Genomic DNA, 16,264 nt, shown 5'->3' with positions numbered 1-16,264 from the left:
TGTGGCAAATCGCATGCCGCCGGCCGGATTATTGCCGACAAATCAAACCTGTCTTGCAAGACAACTTGAGATGCAATGGCGCGTATTTTCATGCATGACGCCTGTCAGGTGGCGACAAGCCGTGTTCGCGCCAACTGTCAGTATGGTCAGGTTCCAAGCTGGTGCAAGGCGGTCTTGCGCAATGCCCCCGCAGACGATCACAAGCCACTGTTGTGCATCGTCTTTTCCCTTGAAAATCACGTGAACCACGCTGATTCTGCAGGCACCACAATGGTGAAACATGGCCTTTTAATGAATAAAAACTCTTTGATAACAACAAGATAAATCCAAAAGACTTTATTTGACACTTCATCTTGCCGAACGCGGGAACACTGTCTAATGTTCATTAAGCTGACTGGTGAGACAGGATTTAAATCGGACCTTTCCTGACCCATGACGCCTGCCAACGGCATGCAGACTTGCCAGGCAGGCGGCGTGTTTTTCCTGGGGCCATTTCGCGCTATCCCTGCTCACCCGTTCAGCCCACCAGCACTCATTGAAGACAACAACAACCGGCGCCAAGCGCCCGATGAGGAAGACATGTCGAACGATTCCCGCATCTCCTATACCGAGGATGCCGGCAAGCTGCGCTGCGCCGTCATCCAGATGGGACTCAACGTCTCCACCGACCTCGAGCCCGCGCAGATCCGTGATGCCATGAACGAGGCCCACCTGCCGCTGATCGATCAGGCCGGTGAGGCAGGCGTCAAGATCCTGTGCTTCCAGGAAGTCTTCAATCAGCCCTATTTCTGCCCGAGCCAGGACGCCAAGTGGTATGCCGCCGCCGAGCGCGTGCCCGACGGCCCCACCGTCACCCTGATGCAGCAGTACGCGAAGAAGCATCAGATGGTGATCATCGTGCCCATCTACGAGGAAGTGCAGCCGGGGGTGTACTACAACACCGCCGCCGTCATCGATGCCGACGGCAGCTATCTGGGCAAGTATCACAAGACCCACATCCCGCAGGTAGCGGGCTTCTGGGAGAAATTCTTCTTCAAGCCGGGCAAGTCCGACTGGCCGGTCTTCGACACCGCCTACGGGCGCATCGGCGTCTACATCTGCTACGACCGCCACTTCCCGGAAGGCTGGCGCGCATTGGCGCTCAACGGCGCCGAGATCATCTTCAATCCCTCCGCCACCGTCGCGGGCCTCTCCCAATACCTGTGGGAGCTGGAGCAACCCGCCTCCGCCGCCGCCAATGGCTGCTACATCGCCGCCATCAACCGCGTCGGCCATGAACAGCCCTGGGATATCGGCGAGTTCTACGGCTCCTCCTACTTCGTGAATCCGCGCGGCCAGATCGAAGCCCAGGCCAGCGCCACCGAGGATGAGCTGCTGATCCACGACCTCGACATGGCGATGGTGCGCGAGGTGCGCAACAACTGGCAGTTCTTCCGCGACCGTCGCCCGGACGCCTATACCCGCCTCACCGACGGCGAGTGACGGACTGACGACCCGCACGACAACAACAAGACGACCTGACACTCAATGCCGGACAAGGCCGCGCGATGCGGCCGGGAGAGACTCATGGCAATCCTGATCAAGGGCGGCAGCATCCAGACCCACGAAGAGCGCTACACCGCCGATGTGCTGTGTGACGGCGAGACCATCACCGCCATCGGCACCGACCTGGACGTCCCGGACGACTGCGAAGTGATCGACGCCAGCGGCTGTCTGGTGATGCCTGGCGGCATCGACCCGCACACCCACATGCAGCTGCCCTTCATGGGCACCGTGGCCAGCGAGGACTTCCAGACCGGCACCGCCGCGGCGCTGGCCGGCGGCACCACCATGATCATCGATTTCGTGATCCCCTCCCCGCAGCAGCCGCTGATGGAGGCCTATCACACCTGGCGCGAATGGGCCGAGAAGTCGTGCTGCGACTACAGCTTCCACGTCGCCGTCACCTGGTGGGACGAGAGTGTCAGTCAGGACATGGCGACGCTGGTCGCCGATTACGGCGTCAACAGCTTCAAGCACTTCATGGCCTACAAGAACGCCATCATGGCGCCGGACGACACCCTCGTCTCGAGCTTCGCGCGCTGTCTGGAACTGGGCGCGATTCCCACCGTGCATGCCGAGAACGGCGAGCTGGTCTATCACCTGCAGCAGAAGCTGCTGGCCGACGGCATCACCGGCCCGGAGGCACATCCGCTGTCGCGCCCGCCGCAGGTCGAGGGCGAAGCCGCCAGCCGCGCCATCCGCATCGCCGGCACCCTGGGCACGCCGGTGTATCTGGTCCACGTCTCCACCGCCGATGCGCTGGAGGAGATCCGCTACGCCCGCGAGCACGGTCAGCCGGTCTACGGCGAGGTGCTGGCAGGCCATCTGCTGATCGATGAAGAGGTCTATCAGAACAAGAGCTGGGAATTCGCGGCCGGCCACGTGATGAGCCCGCCGTTCCGCTCGCTGGAGCACCGTCAGGCACTGTGGGGCGGCATCCAGTCCGGTGACCTGCAGACCACCGCCACCGATCACTGCTGCTTCTGCGCCGAGCAGAAGGAGATGGGCAAGGACGACTTCTCGAAGATTCCCAACGGCACCGCCGGGGTCGAGGACCGCATGGCGATGCTGTGGCACGAAGGCGTCAACACCGGGCGCTTCTCCGCCGAGGACTTCGTCGGCCTGACCTCCACCAATGCGGCCAAGATCTTCAATCTCTATCCGCGCAAGGGCGCGATCCGCGTCGGCAGCGACGCCGACATCGTGGTCTGGGACCCCAACGCCGAACGCACCATCTCGGCCAAGACCCACCACCAGAACATCGACTTCAACATCTTCGAAGGCCGCACCGTCAAGGGCATTCCGCGTCACACCATCAGCCGCGGCGACTGGGCATGGCGCGATGGCGAACTGCATGCCAAGCGCGGCCATGGCCAGTATGTCGAGCGTCCGGCCTACCCCAGCGTGTTCGACCAGCTCAAGGCCCGCGCCGAGAGCAACGTCGTCAGCGCCGTGGATCGCAGCTGACGGACGGCGAACGGCCCACCCGAGACCAGTACGAAACGGCTGAGACCAGTACGAAACGGCTGAACGACGGCCTGGCGGCGCACCTGACGCGCTGTCAGTCCCTTGGCACTGCCAAACAAGCCGCTGCCAACCAAGAAGCGCAACCCGACTCGCCTGCAAGACCAACAACAACGACCCCGCGCCTGAGCGCGGGCAGGAGCCACACCGTGACCACATCCTCCACTCCTTCCCACTGGGCCCCGAGCGGGCTCGCGGAAGAGGCGCTGAGTGCGCGTTTCACAGACCTGCATCCGGCGCTCAGCAAGCGTCAGGCCTTCATCGAGAGCTCGCGCTGTCTGTACTGCTACGATGCACCCTGCATCAAGGCCTGCCCGACCAGCATCGACATCCCGACCTTCATTCGCCGTATCCACGATGACAATCTCGAAGGCGCCGCCAGCGAGATTCTCGATGCCAATATCCTCGGTGGCAGCTGCGCCCGCGTCTGCCCCACCGAGATCCTCTGCGAGCAGTCCTGCGTGCGCAATCAGGGCGATGAGTGCCAGCCGGTGCTGATCGGCCTGCTGCAGCGCCATGCGCTGGACAACGCCCAGTTCGAAGCCCATCCGTTCACGCGTGGCGCCAGCACCGGCCGGCGTATCGCGGTGGTCGGCGCCGGGCCTGCGGGGCTTTCCTGCGCCCATCGTCTGGCACGTTTCGGCCACGACGTGGTGATCTTCGAGGCCGAGGAAAAGGCCGGCGGCCTCAACGAATACGGCATCGCCCGCTACAAGCTGACCGATGACTTCGCCGCCCGCGAAGTCGAATTCCTGCTCGAGATCGGCGGCATCGAGATCCGCCACGGTCAGCGCCTTGGCGACAACCTGGCACTGGCCTCCCTGACACGCGAATTCGACAGCGTCTTCCTGGGCCTCGGCCTTGGTACCAGCCATGCCCTCGGCCTGACTGGCGAGGATGCCAGCGGCCTGATGGCGGCCACCGACTTCATCAAGGTGCTGCGTCAGAGTGGCGAGCTGAACGCGCTGGCGGTGCCCAGACATGCCGTGGTGATCGGCGCCGGCAACACCGCCATCGATATCGCCGTGCAGGCCAGGCGCCTCGGCGCGCAGACGGTGGACCTGGTCTATCGGCGTGGCGAGGAGCAGATGTCCGCCACCCATCACGAGCAGGAAATCGCGCGCGCCAATGGCGTGATGATCCACACCTGGGCGCGCCCGCTGGCGATCGATGTGGCAAACGATAGTGGTGGAAGCGAAGAAGGTGATGACGCCGCGCTCAGCGCGATGCAGTTCGCGCGCACGCGGGTCGAGGATGGCCGCCTCGTCGATACCGGCGAGACCTTCACGCTGGCCTGCGATGGGGTCTTCACCGCCATCGGCCAGGGCTTCGATGACGCGAGCCTGAGCGACGCCCATGCCGCAGGGCTGGCCCGCGAGGGGGCCAGGATAGAAGTGGACGAGATGCTGCGCACCAGTCTGCCCGGCGTCTATGCCGGCGGCGACTGCATCGCCCGCGGGCAGGACCTCACCGTACAAGCCGTCGCCCACGGCAAGCTGGCCGCCGAGGCCATCCATCACGATCTGATGCTCAAGGTGGAGGCCGCCTGATGACCATTCATACCCCGCTCAATGACGACAACGCCCGCCCGGCAGGTTCTGACTCAAGTGCTGGATCAAGCGGCGATCACGTCGCCAGCTACAAGGCCGATCTGTCGGTCAACTTCGCCGGCATCCGTGCCCCCAACCCCTTCTGGCTGGCCAGCGCCCCGCCCACTGACAAGGCCTACAACGTGGTACGCGCCTTCGAGGCCGGCTGGGGAGGCGTGGTCTGGAAGACGCTGGGCGAAGACCCGGCCGCGGTGAACGTCTCCTCCCGCTACTCGGCGCACTATGGCCCGAATGGCGAGGTCAGCGGCTTCAACAACATCGAGCTGATCACCGACCGCTCGCTGGAGATCAACCTGCGCGAGATCACCCAGGTCAAGAAGGACTGGCCGGACCGCGCGCTGATCGTCTCGCTGATGGTGCCGTGTGAGGAAGAGGCCTGGAAGACCATCCTGCCGCAGGTCGAGGCCACCGGCTGTGACGGCATCGAACTCAACTTCGGCTGCCCCCATGGCATGCCGGAACGCGGCATGGGGGCGGCGGTGGGCCAGGTGCCGGAGTATGTCGAGCAGGTCACGCGCTGGTGCAAGACCTACAGCTCGCTGCCGGTGATCGTCAAACTGACACCCAACATCACCGACGTGCGTGAACCGGCCAAGGCCGCCTGGCGGGGTGGCGCCGATGCCGTCTCGCTGATCAACACCATCAACTCCATCACCCATCTGGATCTCGACCGCATGGTCGCGCATCCCATCGTCGGTGACCGCAGCACCCACGGCGGCTATTGCGGCAGCGCCGTGAAGCCCATCGCGCTGAACATGGTGGCCGAGATAGCGCGCACGCCGGAAACCGCCAATCTGCCGATCTCCGGCATCGGCGGCATCTCCAACTGGGAAGATGCCGCGGAATTCATCGCCCTCGGCGCGGGCAGCGTGCAGGTGTGCACGGCGGCGATGCTGCACGGCTTCCGCATCGTCGAGGAGATGAAGGACGGCCTGGGACGCTGGATGGACAGCAAGGGCTATCAGCGTATCGATGAGTTCTCGCGCGCGGCGGTGCCCAACACCACCGACTGGAAGCAGCTGGACATGAACTATCAGGTGATCGCCCGCATCGACCAGGACAAGTGCATCGGCTGCGGACGCTGTTACATCGCCTGCGAGGACACCTCGCACCAGGCCATCATGCATCTGGCCAAGGACAACGGCACCGCCCGCTATGAGGTGAAGGACGCCGACTGCGTGGGCTGCAACCTGTGCGAGATCACCTGCCCAGTCGAGGACTGCATCACCATGGAAGTGCAGGACACCGGCAAGCCGTACATGAATTGGATGGAGGACCCGCGCAATCCGCATCGCGCGGCCTGATCGCCTGATGCGGCGCTGATCCTGAACAGGAGCGGAGAGAAACAACGAGAAACAGATGGAATCAAAAAAGGGGCTGCCAGCAATGGCAGCCCCTTCTTCATTGGCTTTATGACCCACTAGTGATGAGCATTGTTAGCCTAAAGATAATTAGTTCATAAAGCCACCTGCTGACTCAGGCGGACAAACCGACGCCCTTCAGCAGCACCCGCGTCACGTTCTGCACCGCCTGCTCGAATTCCCGATCACTCAGCGCCTTGCCCTGATTGAGCACCGCGATCTGGTGATCGAAGTCGGCGTAGTGCTGGGTGCTGGCCCAGATCATGTACAGGTAGGCAGAGGCATCGACGTTGTCGATGCGGCCCTCGCCGATCCACTGGCGCAGACGTGACTTCTTCATCTCGGCCCACTCGTCGAGCCACACCGTCAGCTCTTCGCCCAGCACCGGCGCACCCTGCATGATCTCGCTGGCCCACACCTTGGAGCCATAGGGGCGCTGGCGCGAGTGCATCATCTTGGCGCGAATGTAGGTGGAGAGCACCAGCTGCGGGTCGTCGTAGGCCTCGAAGCACAGCGCATCTTCCTTCCACAGCGCCAGCAGACCATCGAGCACCGCGCGATACAGCGCTTCCTTGGTGCTGAAGTAGTAATGCAGATTGGACTTGGGCAGCTCTACCTCGGCGGCAATATCGACCATGCTGGCGCCGACATAGCCCTTGAGAGCGAAGATCTTTTCGGCGGCGAGCAGGATGCGGCCGACATTATCCTTGCGAATCTGAGACTTGCGAGTGGTCATGCGATCCCCTGACGCGGTGCTGGCAGTGCGATGAGAATATCACAACCGCACTGCCAACATGTCTGAGCCGTCAGGTTTGCCCTGTCATCCGGCAAAGGAGATGGCGACTTATCTACAAGTGCTGTGCAATCCCGCGCCAGCGCGGACCGGCAAGAACCGCGCCCGCGACGTCACTCGAAGACCGCGCCATCGATGAAGCCATCCGCTGGCATCGGCACCTGGCCCGCCTCGCCGCTCAGCCACCAGGGCGCCGGATGCGTGCCTTCACTGCGCTCATCCGCCACCGGCACCACCATGCCCAGCTTGCGGGCCGCCGTGCGGTAAAGATCCGGTCGCACACAACGTGTCAGCGTCGCCTCGAGATCCTCGTCATTGAAACCCTGCAGATGCCCCCAGCGCTGCATCTGGGCGATGTACCAGCGCGTCTGGGAACGCCACGGGAAGTTGGCCGCGTAGCGATGGAAGATGGTCCAGCCGGGATTGTGCTGCTGGAAGTCGTCCACCGACTGCTCGACATCGACATCCTCCAGACCGCGCGTCACCACGCTCATCGGCACCTCCGGCATGCCCTCGTCGTGCAGCCACTCGGCGGCCTTGGCCCGATTGCCGGGGCGGTCCAGCCAGGCGCAGGCATTGAGCAGCGCGCGAATCAGCGCCTGATGCGCCAGCGGATGCTGCTCCGCCCAGTCCTCGCGCACGCCCAGCACCTTTTCCTGCCCGAAGCGCCAGATATCGTGACTGCCCGCCACCACCTGCCCCATGCCCTGCGCCGCCGCCAGGCTGTTCCAGGGCTCACCGACACAGAAGCCATCCAGCGCACCGCTGGCCAGCTGCGCCGCCATCAGCGGCGGCGCCACGGCACGCATCTCGACGTCGCGGTCCGGATTGATGCCACCGGCCGCCAGCCAGTAACGCAACAGATAGCGGTGCGAAGAGAACGGGTGCACGCTGGCCAGTTTGAGCAACGGCTCGCCACGCTGCTTGCGCTCGTGCACATGCGCCGCCAGCGCCTTCGCGACCTGCAACGGACTGGAGAGGTCGTGGCCGTCCTCGCCGAGGGTGGCCATCAGCGCGCGCGACAGCGTGATGGAGTTGCCACCCAGATTGAGCGTCATGGCACTGATCACCGGCGTGGCGCGGCCATCCAGGCCCAGGGTCGAGGTCAGCGGCATCAGCGCCAGCATCTGCGCACCCTGCAGCACGCCGGTCTGCAGGTCATCACGCAACGCCGCCCACGAGGGTTGCCACTTGAGTGTCACCGCCAGCCCCTCCTCGCGGAAAAGCCCCAACTGCTCAGCGACCACGAAGGGCGCGGCATCATTGAGTGGCATCAGGCCCAGCGTCAGCTGATGGCCATTCAGGGGTACATCTGTGGGCATCACGCACACCTCTTGAACGATCGAGAGAGAAGGACAGTACGGCGACCGGCTCAGCGCCGACGCGCGGCCTTGAGCAGCTCATCGGCCAGCTCATGCAGGGCCAGGCGCCGGTTCATGGCGGTCTTGCGCAGGTATTGGTAGGCGGCATCTTCACTGAGCCCGCGCGTCTCCATCACCACGGCCTTGGCACGATCGACGCTGCGCCGCTGCACCAATGTGGTCTGGGTACGGTTGAGCTCCCCCTTGAGCGCACGGTGCGCCTCGAAGCTGGTGATGGCGACCTCGACCATGCTGCGCACCATCGCTGGCATGACGTGGTCCACCACATAGGCCGAGACACCGGCGCCGGCCGCTTCGCGCACGAGGTCTGGCGCATCTTCACTGGCCAGCATGATCATCGGCTTGGGATAGCGTCGCCCCAGCTGGCCGAGATGCTCCAGGGTGTCGCGGCTGGGCAGGTCGGCGTCGATGATCACCGCATCGGGCTGATGCTGCTCGACCAGCGCGTGCAGGTCCTCGTGCTCGTCAACGCGCAGCGCCACCTCGAAGCCGGCGCTCAATAGCGCCTGCTCCAGCGCGGCGGAGCGCTCACTGCGGACATCGACGATCAGCACGGTCACGGGCATGTCAGGTTTCCTTGGGTCGGGCATGAGACTTGCCGTACACCCAAGCAGGATTCGTGCCGCAATCTGGTGCAACCCTGCGGCCAAAGGCCTTCAGAGCGGCCGAGCCGAAAGCGTCGCTGCACTGCAATGAGGCACGCGCCTTGCCGACCCTCCCAGCGCCATTCGCGTGCGCCAGACTGGTACCTCTCGCCTTGCTGACGCACCGCCAGCGCGCATCGAGCGGACATCCAGCCCGGGATACCGCCTGCGCATGCCAACCCACCTCCCTCGCCAAGCCATTGATCTTCTGGGACTTGTCCCGCCCACACCCCCGCAACTGGCGCACTACTTGCTTTGATCCTGTCACTTGCCGCACAGACGCTCTGCTGCCGGCAACCATGGCATCACCGACTGCTGCCATCGCTATCCATGACGTGGACCAGGCTCTTCGGAGTACGAGTGCGTCGAACCAGGCCCCTCAATGACGAGGCGCCCTTGCTGTCGTTCATTCACAGCCGTTCGACCACTCGCCGAGCACACCTGACTTCGTGCCCGGCACCGACGCTGAATCAGGAGCCCACTCATGGATATCCGCAACAAGGCCAGCCGCATCCGGCTGTTCAGCTTCAACACCCCGCAAATGCGCGCCTTCCACATGTCGTGGTTCGCCTTCCACGTCTGCTTCTTCGGCTGGTTCGGCATAGCGCCGCTGATGGCAGTGGTGCGTGACGACCTCGGCCTGACCAAGACCCAGATCGGCAACACTATCATCGCCTCCGTCGCCATCACGGTGATCGTGCGCCTCGCCATCGGCGTGCTGTGTGATCGCATCGGGCCACGCAAGGCCTACACCTGGCTGCTGTGCCTCGGCTCGCTGCCGGTGATGTGCATCGGCTTCGCCGACAGCTTCGAATCCTTCTTCCTGGCCCGTCTGGCCATCGGTGCCATCGGCGCCTCCTTCGTCATCACCCAGTACCACACCTCCGTGATGTTCGGCCCCAACGTGGTCGGCACCGCCAACGCCACTACCGCTGGCTGGGGCAACCTGGGCGGCGGCACCACCCAGATGCTGATGCCGCTGGTGATGGCCGGCCTGCTGATGCTGGGCGTCGAGCAGACCCTGGGCTGGCGTCTGGCGATGGTCGTGCCGGGCATCGTGCTGTTCCTGACCGGTATCGCCTACTACTTCTTCACCCAGGATGCGCCGGACGGCAACTTCAGCGAGCTGCGTGAGCGTGGTGAGCTGCCCAAGGCCGAGAAGGAATACAGCATGCGCGCCACCTTCGGCGCGGCAGCACGCGACATCCGTGTCTGGGCCCTGTTCCTCGTCTATGGCGCCTGCTTCGGGGTCGAGCTGACCATCAACAACGTCGCCGCCATCTACTTCTTCGATCACTTCGATCTCGACCTCGCCACCGCCGGTCTCATCGCGGGCCTGTTCGGCCTGATGAACCTGTTCGCCCGCACCCTGGGCGGCGTGTTTTCTGATCTCTTCGCCCGCCAGTCCGGCCTCAAGGGCCGCGTGCGCTGGCTGTTCATCGCGCTGCTGTGTGAAGGCGTGGCGCTGGTCGGCTTCGCCCAGATGGAAACCCTCGCGGTGGCCATCGGCATCATGCTGGTCTTCAGCCTCTTCGTGCAGATGGCGGAAGGCGCGACCTTCGGTATCGTGCCCTTCGTCAACCGCAAGGCACTCGGCGCGGTCGCCGGTATCGTCGGTGCGGGCGGCAACGCGGGCGCTGTCGCCGCGGGCTTCCTGTTCCGCAGTGAGGAACTGACCTACCAGGAAGGCCTGATGTACCTGGGCATGGGCGTGATCGTGATCTCGCTGTTCGCGCTGCTGGTGCGTTTCAGCGCTGCCACCGAAGCCGAGGAAAGCCGCGCCTACGACGCCGCCGTCGCGGACCGCAAGCAACAGAGCGAGCAGCAGCCCGCCTCGGCATAAGCGGATTGCTTTCTCCCCTAGCCAGACACAAGAAGGCCCCGCCTCCCATGAGGTGGGGCCTTCTTGTGTCTGTCGACAGCTCAGGTCAGCGGCGACTCATCGCAGCGCTGGCAGCCGAGCCTCAGCTATCGGTGGCGTTCTCGACGCTATCACCGGCTTCCTCGACGGCGTTGTCCATCTTCTCACCGGCCTTCTCCATCGGGCCTTCGTCCTCGCAACCGGCGAGCGACAGGCCACCGAGACCGAGCATGGCAATCATCAGCGAACTACCCAGAGTCTTGAGCTTCATGATGTCTCTCCTTGAATCATCGGTCGGAATGACGCGACAGCTGCCATCTCACGCAGGCTGCCACGTGGTGTTACCCATGACATGGAGCGGGAGCCTTGCCGTTTCAAGGGTCACGCAACGCCGAGTTGCCTGTTGCTGATCAAATACCCAGCTCAGAGAAGGTATCGGGAAACTGCACTTCACCGCCCAGCCCCTCCAGATAGTCCGGCAGCAGCTCGAAGGCGACGAAGGACCCCGGCACGTCGTCATGATGGCAGTAGAGCCCGTAATGACACGCCGGATGAAAGCCCAGGTGGGTATAGAAATCCGCATGGCCGGCCGCCACCACGGCCCCCGCCCCCAGCAGCCGGCAGCGCTTGACCGCCGAGATCACCAGCCGCTTGCCGATGCCGTGACGCTGATGCTGGGGCAGCACCGCCAGCGGCGCCAACGCCATCAGCACGCGGTCCGGGTAGCCGGAAAGCTCCACGCGCGACACCATCACATGCCCCAGCAGGCCGCCCTCGCCTTCACTGAGATGGCGGCCGGTCTCCGGGTCGGTGACACGCTCGGCCACCAGCGAGATCTGCGCCAGATTGCCTCGACGCAATCTGTCACCCAGGCGCGCTTCACGATGGCCGGCAAAGACGGATTCATGAATGCGGTAGATGCGCTCATGATCAATGAGACGTTCTTCACGAATGCGAAGATTATCGACGGCGTTGGCAGTCATCACGAGGTACCGGATCAGCGCCCTGATGGTCAGGGACGTTACCTCAAGCTTAGCCACCGCCCGCAGCGGCTGCGAGCGTCAATCTGCTGCTCAAAAAGCACGATGCCCGCCGTGGTGGCGGGCATCGCTTGGGGTGATATCAAGGTCGCATGGCAGATGAAAAGCCTGGTTCAGTCCCTCTCAGGCTTCTCGCCGATACCGGTCAGACACGTCACCGACACTGCTCGAGCATCGCGCCGACGCTGCCCGCCTCAGCTCTTGAGACGACGCGCGCGGAAGGAGCGCCCCTTGAGCTTGCCGTTCATCAGCTGGGTGAGTGCCGACTTGGCGACATCACGCTCCACGGCGAGGAAGGTGGTCCGCGCCAGCACCTTGATCTTGCCGATCTTGCTGCCTTCCAGGCCGCCGTCACCGGTCAGCGCGCCGAGGATATCGCCGGGACGCAGCTTGTCCTTCTTGCCACCGTCGATCTGCAGCGTCGCCATGCGCGCATGGAACGGCTCGCGCGTCAGCATGCTTTTCGAGGGCAGCGGCTCGGCTTCCAGCGTCTGCTCGAGGAACTCACCCAGCTTGGTCAGACGATAGTCTTCCTTCTCGGTGTAAAGCGTGCAGGCGATACCGGAGCTGCCCGCGCGGCCGGTACGCCCGACACGGTGCACGTGAGCGTCGAGATCACGCGCGATCTCGTAGTTGAACACCGCGTCCAGCGCTTCGATATCCAGCCCGCGCGCCGCGACATCGGTGGCCACCAGAATCGAGGTGCTCTTGTTGGCGAACATCACCAGTGTCTGGTCACGCTCGCGCTGTTCGAGGTCACCGTGCAGCGCCATGGCACTGAAGCCATGCTCATTGAGCGCGTCGCTGACTTCCTGCGCCTGACGCTTGGTGTTGCAGAACACCACGCTGGATTCCGGGCGGTACTTGAGCAGCAGGATACGCAGCGCCTCGAAGCGCGCCTCGTCATCGGCGACACGGTGGAACAGCTGACGGATGCTGCTGTCATCGTGAGTGGAGGCCACCTCGATGCTGACCGGATCACGCAGCATGCGCTCGGCGATCGGACGCACGCCATCGGCGAAGGTCGCGCTGAACAGCAGCGTCTGACGCTCCTCCGGGGTCTCGGCGACGATGGCATCCAGCACCTCGGCAAAGCCCATGTCGAGCATGCGGTCGGCTTCATCCAGCACCAGGGTATTGAGCTCGACCAGGCTCAGGCTGCCCTTGCGCAGGTGCTCATCCACGCGCCCCGGCGTGCCGACGATGATGTGCGCGCCGTGTTCCAGCGAGCCCAGCTGCGGGCCGAAGGGGGCGCCGCCGCACAGGGTCAGCACCTTGACGTTGTGCAGGCCGCGCGCCAGACGACGGATCTCGCCGGCGACCTGATCGGCCAGCTCACGCGTCGGGCACAGCACCAGTGACTGCACACGGAAGCGCGAGACCTTGAGGCGTGACAGCAGCCCCAGGCCGAAGGCAGCGGTCTTGCCGGAGCCGGTCTGGCCCTGGGCGATGACATCGCGGCCTTGCAGCATCGGCGGCAGGCTCTGCGCCTGAATCGGCGTCATGGTGTGATATTCGAGCGTGGCGAGGTTGTCGAGCAGCTCGGGCGCCAGCGCCAGAGAGGCAAAGGCAGGGGTGGCGGTGGCGTCAGTCACGGGGACATTCCTTCAATCGATGAACAGGCACGAGCCGAACGGGCTTACGCGCGGGCGCAGAGCATAGCAGAGCGTGGCCACTAACGCCTGCCACGGATGCCAGCACCTGATACCGGCTCCCCAGGCGAGATAGCCTTTTTGAGCAACGCCCTCTCTTGACCGCCAGACTCACCTCTCAGCACACCGTATGAGCCAGCTCGCATGTGACTCAACTCAAAGCATGATTTTCGTCACGACAGGATTCGATTCCCGCCAAATATCATTTATTAATTATCGTTAATTAAACAAAATGGCCAACGGTCAGTTGGCATGTCACGAAATCCCATATCAGGCGGTGGCCGAGTCGCTGCATATTTCACGCCGTGCATTTCCTGCAGCGCACTTCACGAAAATGGCGCCGACATTCGTGACGGGATAATCATCAAGACGTTCTTGTTATCTGCCTCAGACTATCAGTGCCAATGACACACCAGGATTGGCGCATACCGAGATGGGCCCACCCCCATGCCGGGTATGAGGAATGCCACCTCTCATCAGTGATGTGCTGCTGGATACCGCTCGGCTACCGCAGCGGTGCCGCTGCGCGCCCAGAGACTAAATCTGAATCGATGTCATGAATATCAATGACTTGCAGATAGCGAAATGCTGTCCGTGCCGCACAGGCGTTTTCGATCTCGGGGTGGTCTCCCGAATTGGATCGTTGCAAGCGTACTGACAGCCAGTGCGAAGCCGCTCATCACGCCGGTCATGAAAATGGTCATCAAGCCCGATGCAAGGCACAGGTCGCCGGCACTCAGAACCGGCAACACCATGGAAACACCATTGACGTGAACCCTGCAGCTTCATCGCCACAATTCACGTCACCACGTGCATACAAGTTGCTGTAATAGCACGTCAAAGAGCAAATGATATCGCACGGACAGGCGATCTTTGCCACCCGCAACACCACGGTCACCGCTGCCCCGACGACAGGGGAGCAGCAATAGAGCGGCGCAGTCTTCAAGCCGCCAGCTGTCAGAGGGGATCACACCTCTCTACCGAAACAGCCACAAGATGTCACTACGACCCAGGGAGCAAGACGACATGAAGGACCTCTCAAGAATCACGGGCTACGGATGTATCGTGGCCGGTGTCGGCCCGGCAGGCATGGGATTTCTGTTCAATGCCCTCAAGACAGGCCAGATCACGACACTGGCCCGCCACGGACTGTTGATTCTCGATGCCGGCGGCACCCACGCCAGCGGCAAGCTTGGCGCTGGTCGGCTGTGCGAATATCGCATCACCGCCAACTCGGTCGGCGATGTGTTCCTCGACTGCCTGCGCGACCCGGCACTCGCCGACGTGCTGGCCCCGCTCGAAGGCGAACCCTGCCTGGAACGAATCCGGGCCGATCCCTACTCCTCCCCGCGACTCGATGAGATCGGCGAGCTGCTGGAAGCCGCCAGTGCCCTGGTATTGGCGCACATCACCGCCCTGCCGGGCGTCGAGATGTGGTGCGGCACCAGCCTGGACACGCTGCAGTACCTCGACGGCACCAGCATTCTGACGCTCTCGCATGAACCGGAAGTGGCCCAGCGCACGTCGCGGCTGCGCACCGAGAACCTGGTGCTCAATCTGGGCGGCCAGCAGTGCCCGGAGCAACTGACCCAGAGCCTCAATCGTCAGGGACTGACGCCGTCGCGGCGCGCACGCATCTACAGCGGCGATGAGCTGTTGCGCATGCCACCGGGGCAGCTGCGCAGCCTGCTGCTGCCGCGACTGCGGCGTGGTGGTCGCGTCTGTGTGGTGGGTGGCTCGCACAGCGCCTTCTCGATGCTCGACGTGCTGGCCGACGCGCTGCGCAATACCCGCGTCAAGGAGATCACCCTGCTGCATCGCTCGCCGATTCGGCTGTTCTTCGAGAATGCCGAAGAAGCGCGCGCCGCAGGCTATCACTACGATGCCGAGCGCGATGTGTGCCCGATCAGCGGTCGCATCAACCGCTCCGGCGGGCTGCGCTACCGGGCGCTGGCCATCGGTCAGGAAATTCTGGCCACCGGCCGCATCGAAGAGTGCGCGATGGACATCCAGCTGGTGCAGACCGGCCCCGGCAGTGCCCAACGCCTGGAACTGGCCAGCGAAGTGCTCGCCGACGCGCCCATCGTGGTGCAGTGCAACGGCTATCAGCCGATTCTGCCCACCATCAGCGACGCCCATCATCAGCCCATCACGCTGCGTGAGGTGAATGGCGGGCTGGATTCCGATGCCAACGGCAACCCCTGCGACATCCACGGCCAGCGCCTTGCGGGCCTCTACATGTTCGGGCTGGGCGCCGGTCTTGCCGTCGACCCGACACTGGGCAGTGAAGCCTCCTTCGATGGCCGCATCTATGGCGTCTGGCAGTTCCACAATCACGCCAGCCTGCCGGCCCTCCACGCCATCATTGCGCGCAACGCCAGTGACGACGCGCTCGGCAGCGACACTGCTCACTCCGTCGGTCAGGTGATCGCCAGCGATCGCGGCATGGCCAGCGGCAGTGGAATGACCAGCGCTAGCGACAAGACCATCGCAAACAGTGTCGTCAGCGAGAAGGCCAGCGCGGACAACCTCGCACAGGCGAGCGACGCCGAGGACTTCTCCAGCGCCCTCAAGGTGCTGAGTGACTCACTGGGCCTGCAGCAGAAATCCCGCATGGCGTAGCAAGGCATGACGTGACCTGAGCAAGCACAGTGCTGCCTGTGGGCCTTGCCATCAGATGATTACGTAATACCGGTTATGGAGCACAGAAGACACAACCACGGGCTTTACCACCTGCACATAAGCCAACTTATTATCTTTTAGATAAATATACCAATAAATAACACATAATGACGCTGGAGCCCCCACTCTCCCCGGCGCAAGCAAGAAAGGCCACACGAAGACGCACGATGGCG

At 63.6% G+C, this 16,264-nt stretch carries 12 protein-coding genes; 6 read left to right on the top strand and 6 right to left on the bottom strand.

Features of this window, described 5'->3' with window-relative positions; translation table 11 throughout:
- Positions 1–579 precede the first annotated feature (579 nt).
- From MSG32_RS12470 to preA, 4 genes are all read left to right on the top strand, one after another.
- Positions 580–1,482: a nitrilase-related carbon-nitrogen hydrolase gene (locus MSG32_RS12470; protein WP_052384559.1), complete on the top strand. Its 903-nt coding sequence runs from the start codon at positions 580–582 to the stop codon at positions 1,480–1,482.
- Between the two features lie 84 nt (positions 1,483–1,566).
- A complete protein-coding gene (gene hydA / locus MSG32_RS12465; RefSeq protein WP_043333732.1) occupies positions 1,567–3,009 on the top strand; it encodes a dihydropyrimidinase in 1,443 nt (480 codons plus the stop codon).
- A 206-nt stretch (positions 3,010–3,215) separates the two neighbouring features.
- Positions 3,216–4,616: an NAD(P)-dependent oxidoreductase gene (locus MSG32_RS12460; protein WP_248379958.1), complete on the top strand. Its 1,401-nt coding sequence runs from the start codon at positions 3,216–3,218 to the stop codon at positions 4,614–4,616.
- Positions 4,616–5,980, top strand: coding sequence for an NAD-dependent dihydropyrimidine dehydrogenase subunit PreA (gene preA, locus MSG32_RS12455; protein ID WP_248379956.1), 1,365 nt, complete (start codon positions 4,616–4,618; stop codon positions 5,978–5,980). The genes MSG32_RS12460 and preA overlap by 1 nt, the downstream gene beginning before the upstream one ends.
- Positions 5,981–6,152: 172 nt before the next feature.
- Here the strand turns inward: preA and MSG32_RS12450 are convergent, their stop codons facing one another.
- The 3 genes from MSG32_RS12450 to MSG32_RS12440 all read right to left on the bottom strand — a co-directional run bounded on the left by MSG32_RS12450 (position 6,153) and on the right by MSG32_RS12440 (position 8,778).
- The gene (locus MSG32_RS12450) at positions 6,153–6,773 is read right to left on the bottom strand and encodes a TetR/AcrR family transcriptional regulator (protein ID WP_043333730.1); all 621 of its coding nucleotides are present in this window, start codon (positions 6,771–6,773) and stop codon (positions 6,153–6,155) included.
- Between the two features lie 170 nt (positions 6,774–6,943).
- On the bottom strand, positions 6,944–8,152 hold the full coding sequence (locus MSG32_RS12445; protein ID WP_248379954.1) for a CmpA/NrtA family ABC transporter substrate-binding protein: 1,209 nt from the start codon (positions 8,150–8,152) through the stop codon (positions 6,944–6,946).
- A 50-nt stretch (positions 8,153–8,202) separates the two neighbouring features.
- The gene (locus MSG32_RS12440) at positions 8,203–8,778 is read right to left on the bottom strand and encodes an ANTAR domain-containing protein (protein WP_054555320.1); all 576 of its coding nucleotides are present in this window, start codon (positions 8,776–8,778) and stop codon (positions 8,203–8,205) included.
- A gap of 562 nt (positions 8,779–9,340) precedes the next feature.
- Between MSG32_RS12440 and MSG32_RS12435 the strand changes: the two genes are divergently transcribed.
- Positions 9,341–10,699 (top strand): NarK family nitrate/nitrite MFS transporter, encoded by a 1,359-nt coding sequence (locus MSG32_RS12435; RefSeq protein WP_043333727.1) that lies wholly within the window; start codon positions 9,341–9,343, stop codon positions 10,697–10,699.
- Positions 10,700–10,820: 121 nt separating this feature from the next.
- Here MSG32_RS12435 and MSG32_RS12430 read toward each other — a convergent pair whose 3' ends face one another.
- The 3 genes from MSG32_RS12430 to dbpA all read right to left on the bottom strand — a co-directional run bounded on the left by MSG32_RS12430 (position 10,821) and on the right by dbpA (position 13,352).
- Positions 10,821–10,988 carry a hypothetical protein gene (locus MSG32_RS12430; protein ID WP_166019763.1) on the bottom strand — a complete coding sequence of 56 codons (168 nt, stop codon included), beginning with the start codon at positions 10,986–10,988 and terminating at the stop codon, positions 10,821–10,823.
- A 139-nt stretch (positions 10,989–11,127) separates the two neighbouring features.
- Positions 11,128–11,700 (bottom strand): N-acetyltransferase, encoded by a 573-nt coding sequence (locus tag MSG32_RS12425; protein WP_054555319.1) that lies wholly within the window; start codon positions 11,698–11,700, stop codon positions 11,128–11,130.
- Positions 11,701–11,951: 251 nt separating this feature from the next.
- Complete coding sequence (gene dbpA, locus MSG32_RS12420) at positions 11,952–13,352, bottom strand: ATP-dependent RNA helicase DbpA (RefSeq protein ID WP_043333726.1); 1,401 nt, start codon at positions 13,350–13,352, stop codon at positions 11,952–11,954.
- A 1,083-nt stretch (positions 13,353–14,435) separates the two neighbouring features.
- On the opposite strand from dbpA, the gene MSG32_RS12415 reads away from it, so the two are divergent.
- Positions 14,436–16,031: a hypothetical protein gene (locus MSG32_RS12415; protein WP_248379952.1), complete on the top strand. Its 1,596-nt coding sequence runs from the start codon at positions 14,436–14,438 to the stop codon at positions 16,029–16,031.
- The last annotated feature ends 233 nt before the right edge of the window (positions 16,032–16,264 follow it).

This window comes from Cobetia sp. 1CM21F, assembly GCF_023161745.1.
Classification (GTDB): Bacteria; Pseudomonadota; Gammaproteobacteria; order Pseudomonadales; family Halomonadaceae; genus Cobetia; species Cobetia amphilecti.
The sequence above is the reverse complement of the archived record's forward strand: the minus strand, read 5'-3'. Positions and strand labels throughout refer to the sequence as shown.